This window comes from Streptomyces sp. 8P21H-1, assembly GCF_013302945.1.
This window is the reverse complement of the sequence record NZ_JABTYA010000047.1, coordinates 1-6,668: the sequence shown is the minus strand read 5'-3', so window position 1 is coordinate 6,668 and position 6,668 is coordinate 1. Positions and strand designations below refer to the sequence as shown.

The following is a 6,668-nucleotide window of genomic DNA, read 5'->3' as shown; positions in this document are numbered from 1 at the left end:
CGGCTGCCGGGGCACCTGCGTGGGCGCCTCGGGCGGCAGCGGCTGCGCACCGGCCCGCCCGGCGGACCCCGGGTCCGCCGAGCCCTCCTCGGACTCGTCCACCGAGATGCCGAAGTCGGACGCGAGCCCCTGCAGGCCGTTCGAGTAGCCCTCGCCGAGCGCGCGGAACTTCCAGCCCTCACCGCGCCGGTACAGCTCCCCGCAGATCAGCGCGGTCTCCTCGCCGGTCTCCGGCCTGATGTCGAAGTAGGCCAGGGGGTCCGCGTCCCCGGCCGCGGCGTCGAAGACGAGGATGCGCAGCGCCTGCACCCGGTCGAAGGTGACGTCGTCGGCGGAGGCGACGAGGAGGATCCGCCCCACGCTGTCGTCGACGCCCGCCAGGTCCGCCTGGATCGTGTCGGTGAGCCCCTCGGCGAGACCTTCGTTCACACGCTTCTTGCCGAGCCGCCAGACATGGCCGGACGGATGCCGGGGCTGGTTGTAGAAGACGAAGTCCTCGTCGGACCGCACCCGGCCGTCGGGACCCAGGAGGAGCGCGGAGGCGTCCACGTCCGGGAGGCCCCGCCCCGGTGTCCAGCGCAGCACGGCGCGCACCGCCGTGGCGTCCAGCGGGACGTTCGACCCCTTCAGCATGGCGTGCGTCATGCGGTCATCCTGCCCCCTCGGTCCTGGTCACGACAATGCGGGGGCGGTCCGGGCACGGCCCCGGCGCGGTCCCGGTGCGGTCCGGGGTGTGCTCCCTTTCGGCTTGTTGTGCGAATGGGCGGGCACAATGGTGTTTGTCTGCGTTACCTGAACTTCATGCCTCATGGGAACCCTTGACACGGATCTCTACGTACCATTACCGGCCACATATCGTCAGGTCGTCCAGCCGCTCCAGGGGAGATTAATGCGTCATTTCGGTCATATCGCCCCTGAGGTGCGGGAGCGTCTCTTCTTCCAGGAGCCGTGCGACTTCACCGCGGACTCCTCGTCCCGCCTGCTCGCCAGCGCTCTGGGAGCCACCCTCTACTCCCCTGCGACCAGGGAGAAGCTGGCCGACGACATCCTGAAGCAGGCCGGTCGCGGTGTCGTCTCGATGGTCCTGTGCCTGGAGGACTCGATCGCGGACGCGGACGTCGCCGAAGCGGAGGAGAACCTCGTCCGGCAATTCGCTGACCTGGCAGAACGCTGCACGGTCGGCGAGCTGCCGCTGCTCTTCGTCCGGGTCAGGACGGCCGGGCAGATCCCCGACCTCGTCCACCGGCTCGGTGCCTCCGTACGGCTCCTGTCCGGATTCGTACTGCCGAAGTTCACCGAGGAGCGCGGGATCCCCTTCCTGGAGGCGCTCGCCGACGCCGAGATCATCAGCGCGCGACGGCTTTTCGCCATGCCGGTCCTGGAGTCGCCCGAGCTGCTGTACCGCGAGTCGCGGGTCGAGACCCTCGCGGGGATCTTCCGGGCCGTCGACAAGTACCGCGACCGGGTGCTCGCCCTGCGGCTCGGGGTCACCGACTTCTGCTCGGCGTACGGGCTGCGCAGGGCGCCCGACATGACCGCGTACGACGTGCAGATAGTCGCCTCCGTGATAGCGGACGTGGTGAACGTCCTGGGGCGGGCCGACGGCACCGGCTTCACGGTGACCGGGCCCGTGTGGGAGTACTTCCGTGTCCAGGAGCGCATGTTCAAGCCCCAGCTGCGCCGCAGCCCCTTCACCCCGGAGGCCGAGGACCTGCGCGCCACCCTGATCGAGCACGACATGGACGGCCTGCTGAGGGAGATCTCCCTCGACCGGGCCAACGGACTGCAGGGCAAGACCTGCATCCACCCCTCGCACGTGCTGCCCGTGCACGCGCTGTCCGTCGTCAGCCACGAGGAGTTCAGCGACGCCCAGGACATCCTGCGGCCCGAGCGGGACGGCGGGGGCGTGCTGCGGTCCGCGTACACGAACAAGATGAACGAGGTGAAGCCGCACCGCGCCTGGGCGGAGCGCACGCTCCAGCGTGCCGAGGTCTTCGGTGTCGCCAACGAGGACATCGGCTTCGTGGAACTGCTCGCCGCCGGGCTCCCCGACTGAGGCGTCCCCCGGGCTGACACACTTCCTCGGCTGACACCCACCTCCGGCTGACACACAAGGAATCCATGAACAAGGCTGTGAACGACGGATCCGGCGTCTGGTCCGCGACGGGCTTCCGCCCCGGCACCGGGCCGGGCACCGGGCCCGGCGTCCCCTCCGGCTCCGGCGAGGATTCCCCCGCGACGGGCGAGGGGCCCCCGCGCGAAGGGTCCCCGCGCCAGGGGTCCTCGGACGGGGTCTGGTCCGGGAGCTGGGTCGCCGGACGGCTCGGCATCGAGCTCAGCGGGGACGAAGGGCTCGGAGAGCTGCTGGGGCTCGCGCTGCGGCGCAACCCCAAGCGGGCGCACCTGCTCGTGTCGAACGTGCTGGGCAAGCACGTACCGCAGTCGCCCGCCGTCGTCCACGGGTACGGGTTCGCGCTCGGCCTGCGCGTGCGCGACCTGCTCGGCGAGGACGAGGCCCGCCGGGCCGTCGTCCTCGGGTACGCCGAGACGGCCACCGGGCTCGGCCACTCGGTCGCGGACGGCGTGGGCCTCGCCCCCTGTCTCCACTCGACCCGGCGCCCGGTCGAGGGCGTCGCACCGGCGGGCGGCTTCGAGGAGTCCCACTCGCACGCCACCTCGCACCTGCTGCTCCCGGAGGACCCGGACCTGCTCGCCGGCGGCGGCCCGCTCGTCCTGGTCGACGACGAGTTCTCCACCGGCAACACGGTCCTCAACACCATCCGTGACCTGCACGCACGCTATCCGCGCGACCGCTACGTCATCGTGGCCCTGGTCGACATGCGCTCGGCCGCGGACCTCGACCGCCTGGCCGGCCTCGCCCGCGAGATCGACGCGACCGTGGACCTGGTGACGGCCGCCTCCGGCACGGTACGGCTGCCCGAGGGCGTACTGGAGAAGGGGCAGGCGCTGGTCGCCGCGCACGAGAACGCACACGAGAGCGCATACGAGGGCGTGCACGGGAACGGGCACGGGAGCGCGGCCGTGGCTCCCGCGCCGTGTCCGGGGCCCGGTGCCGTCGTCCGGGTGGACCTCGGCTGGCCGCGGGGCCTGCCCGACGGCGGACGGCACGGCTTCACACCCGGGCACCGCGTCCGCCTGGAAGCCGCCCTGCCCGCCATGACGGCCCGGATAGCCGAGGCGCTCCCGCCCGGCGCCCGCCGCGGCCGCGTGCTCGTCCTCGGCTTCGAGGAACTGATGTACGCGCCGCTGCGGCTCGCCGTCGCGCTGGAGAAGACGACCGACGCCGAGGTGCGCTACTCCACGACCACCCGCTCCCCGGTGCTGGCCGTCGACGACCCCGGCTACGCGATCCGCTCCCGGCTCGTCTTCCCCACCCACGACGACCCGGCCGACGGCCCCGGCGAGCGGTACGCCTACAACGTCGCCGGCGCCGGCTTCGACGCCGTCGTCGCCGTGGTCGACTCGGCCGCCGACACCCCCGAACTGCACGCGCCCGACGGCCTGCTGGCCCAGCTCGCCGCCCACACGGGGACCGTACTGCTGGCCGTCGTCCCGTCGTACGTCCCCGTCCCGGCGTCCGTCCCCGCCCCCGTACCCGCTGAAAGGCACTCGATGCTGCCCGAGCCCCTCCGTGGCCCCGACTTCTCCTCGTACGCGCCGGACGAGGTCGGCTGGCTGCTGCAGGACCTCTCGGACACCCGGCTGGAGGCACCGACCGAGGAGCGCGAGGAGGCCATCCAGAGCGGCGGCGCCCACTACGCCGAGTCGCTGCCGGTGGAGTACCAGCCGACCCCGCAGTACCAGGAGCTGTTCCGCGACGCGCTCGCCACCTCGGCCGCCCGCATCGCCCTGGCCGTCGGCGCGGTCACCGAGACCGTGCTGGCGGAGCGCTCACCGCGTCCCGTGCTCGTCTCCCTGGCCCGCGCCGGCACCCCCGTCGGCGTCCTGATGCGCCGCTGGGCCCGGCACCGCCACGGCGCCGACCTGCCGCACTACGCCGTCTCCATCGTGCGCGGCCGCGGCATCGACGCCAACGCGCTGCGCTGGCTGGCCGCCCACCACGACCCGGCCGACGTCGTCTTCGTCGACGGCTGGACCGGCAAGGGCGCCATCACCCGCGAACTCGCCCAGGCCATCCAGGAGTTCGAGGCGTCCGACGGCATCCGCGGCTTCGACCCGGAGATCGCCGTCCTGGCCGACCCCGGCTCCTGCGTGCGCACGTACGGCACCCGGGAGGACTTCCTCATCCCGTCCGCCTGCCTCAACTCCACGGTCTCCGGGCTCATCTCCCGTACGGTGCTCCGCGCCGACCTGGTCGGGGAGCACGACTACCACGGGGCGAAGTTCTACCGTGAACTCGCCGGCGCGGACGTCTCCACCGACTTCCTGGACGCGGTCTCGGCCCGCTTCGCGGAGGTGGACGACGCGGTGGACGACCGGGTCAAGGAACTGCTCTCCACCGACCGCACGCCGACCTGGGAGGGCTGGGCGGCGGTCGAGCGGATCAGCGAGGAGTACGGCATCCACGACGTGAACCTCGTCAAGCCGGGCGTCGGGGAGGCGACCCGGGTGCTGCTGCGCCGGGTCCCCTGGAAGATCCTCGCCCGCGCCGGGGCGGGCGCCGACCTCGACCACGTACGCCTGCTCGCCGAACAGCGCGGCGTACCGGTCGAGGAGGTGGCGGATCTCCCGTACACCTGTGTCGGGCTGATCCACCCCAAGTACACGCGCGGCGCGACCGGCGCCGACGGCAGGGCGGTGGCGGTCTGATGCCGAACCCCGCTCCTCGCCCGGATTCCTCCTCCTCCGCGGGCCCTCGTGTGCTCGTCGCCAGTGACCTCGACCGGACGCTCATCTACTCGGCCAACGCGCTCGCGCTGACCACGCCCGACGCCGAGGCGCCCCGGCTGCTCTGCGTCGAGGTGTACGGGGGCAGGCCGCTGTCGTACCTGACCGAGACCGCGGCCGGGCTGCTCGCCGAACTGGGCGGGGCGGCGGACTTCGTCCCCACCACGACCCGGACCCGCGAGCAGTACCACCGCATCCGGCTGCCGGGACCCGCGTCGAAGTACGCGATCTGCGCCAACGGCGGGCACCTCCTCGTCGACGGCGTCTCGGACCCCGAGTGGCACGCCCGGGTGACCGAGCGCCTGGCGCGGGAGTGCGCCCCGCTGGACGAGGTGCGCGCCCACATGGCGGCCGCCGCGGACCCGGCCTGGGCGCTCAAGCAACGGGTCGCCGAGGACCTGTTCGTGTACTTCGTCGTGGAGCGCGAACTCCTCCCCGCGGAGTGGGCCAAGGAACTGGCCGGATGGGCGGAGGAGCGCGGCTGGACCGTCTCCGTGCAGGGGCGCAAGATCTACGCCGTGCCGAAGCCGCTCACCAAGAGCGCCGCCATGAAGGAGGTCGCCCGCCGTACGGGGGCGCCCCGCACGCTCGCGGCCGGCGACTCCCTCCTCGACGCCGACCTGCTGCTGGCCGCGGACCGGGGCTGGCGTCCCGGCCACGGCGAACTGGCCGAGGCGGGGTGGACGGCGCGGGGGATCACGCCGCTCCCCGAGCGGGGTGTGGTCGCGGGGGAGCGGATCCTGCGGGAGTTCCTGAGCGAGGCCCGGTAGCCGCGCGCCGCGCAGGGTGTGGGGAGGCCGGGGCAGCGAGACGTGAGACCGGCCGGATCAGCCGCGGCGAGTACGCCGGTCGCCGCCACCGCTGCGGCCGGCACCGGTGGGCTCCGGCGCCTCGCTCACCGTGGCCCTCCCGGTCGTCCCGGTCGTTTTGGTCGTCCCGGTCTCCCCGGCCGTCCCGCGGGTGCCGGGCTTTCCTCCGCGCCGCCGGCTCCCGCGCCCCCGCCTGGACAGCCGCAGGCCCACGAAGACCAGCACCGCGAGGGCCGCGGCGCCCAGGACCACCTTCGAGTAGGTCGTCACATAGCCGGTGACGACGGTCCAGTTGTCGCCGAGCAGATAGCCGGCGAGGACGAAGACGGTGTTCCAGATCGCGCTGCCGAGCGTGGTCAGACCGAGGAAGACGGGCAGCGGCATCCGTTCGACGCCCGCCGGTACCGAGATCAGACTGCGGAAGATCGGGATCATCCGCCCGAAGAACACGGCCTTGGTGCCGTGCCGGGAGAACCACGCCTCGGTCTTCTCGATGTCCGACACCTTGACCAGCGGCAGACGTTCCGCGATGGCCACCGTACGGTCGCGGCCGAGCAGCGCCCCCACGCCGTACAGGGCGAGGGCGCCGATGACGGAGCCGGCCGTCGTCCACAGCAGCGCGGCGTACAGGTTCATCTGCCCGGTGCTCGCCGCGAACCCCGCGAGCGGCAGGATCACCTCGCTCGGCAGGGGCGGGAAGAGGTTCTCCAGGGCAATGGCGAGGCCCGCGCCCGGAGCGCCGAGCGTGTCCATGAGGCCGTTGATCCACTGGGGTGCGCTGCTGTCGGTCACACACCCGACGCTAGAGAACCGAACCTGAAGCCAGACTGAAGCGCAGACCGGAACCGGGGAGCGTGACGCTCCCCGACCGGGGTACGGGCGTGGCGCGAAGGCGACGCGGCGCCGGGGCGGACACGGCGCGAACGCGGTGGCGGACGCGCCGTCGGAGCGGATACGGCGCGGGCGTCAGCCGCAGCAGCCCCCGCCGCA

5 protein-coding genes are annotated in these 6,668 nt (G+C 72.9%); 3 read left to right on the top strand and 2 right to left on the bottom strand.

Going from position 1 to position 6,668, the window contains the following annotated elements; translation table 11 throughout:
- The coding region (locus HO151_RS00940) for a TerD family protein (RefSeq protein WP_173894233.1) at positions 1 to 645 on the bottom strand (645 nt) is incomplete at its 3' end.
- Positions 646 to 889: 244 nt separating this feature from the next.
- Between HO151_RS00940 and HO151_RS00935 the strand changes: the two genes are divergently transcribed.
- From HO151_RS00935 to HO151_RS00925, 3 genes are all read left to right on the top strand, one after another.
- Positions 890 to 2,056 (top strand): HpcH/HpaI aldolase/citrate lyase family protein, encoded by a 1,167-nt coding sequence (locus HO151_RS00935; RefSeq protein WP_173894232.1) that lies wholly within the window; start codon positions 890 to 892, stop codon positions 2,054 to 2,056.
- A gap of 65 nt (positions 2,057 to 2,121) precedes the next feature.
- The gene (locus tag HO151_RS00930) at positions 2,122 to 4,791 is read left to right on the top strand and encodes a phosphoribosyltransferase (protein WP_173894231.1); all 2,670 of its coding nucleotides are present in this window, start codon (positions 2,122 to 2,124) and stop codon (positions 4,789 to 4,791) included.
- Positions 4,791 to 5,639 (top strand): HAD family hydrolase, encoded by an 849-nt coding sequence (locus HO151_RS00925; RefSeq protein ID WP_173894230.1) that lies wholly within the window; start codon positions 4,791 to 4,793, stop codon positions 5,637 to 5,639. The genes HO151_RS00930 and HO151_RS00925 overlap by 1 nt, the downstream gene beginning before the upstream one ends.
- Before the next feature lie 57 nt (positions 5,640 to 5,696).
- On the opposite strand, the gene HO151_RS00920 is transcribed toward HO151_RS00925, so the two are convergent.
- Entirely contained in the window at positions 5,697 to 6,431 is a 735-nt protein-coding gene (locus HO151_RS00920; protein ID WP_173894234.1) for a DedA family protein, read from the bottom strand.
- Positions 6,432 to 6,668 lie beyond the last annotated feature (237 nt).

What these genes read in the sequence shown, in the direction of transcription:
- HO151_RS00920 (WP_173894234.1), bottom strand. Translation starts at nt 6,431, where the DNA reads ATGGACACGCTCGGCGCTCCGGGCGCGGGCCTCGCCATTGCCCTGGAG.
- HO151_RS00925 (WP_173894230.1), top strand. Translation starts at nt 4,791, where the DNA reads ATGCCGAACCCCGCTCCTCGCCCGGATTCCTCCTCCTCCGCGGGCCCT.
- HO151_RS00930 (WP_173894231.1), top strand. Translation starts at nt 2,122, where the DNA reads ATGAACAAGGCTGTGAACGACGGATCCGGCGTCTGGTCCGCGACGGGC.
- HO151_RS00935 (WP_173894232.1), top strand. Translation starts at nt 890, where the DNA reads ATGCGTCATTTCGGTCATATCGCCCCTGAGGTGCGGGAGCGTCTCTTC.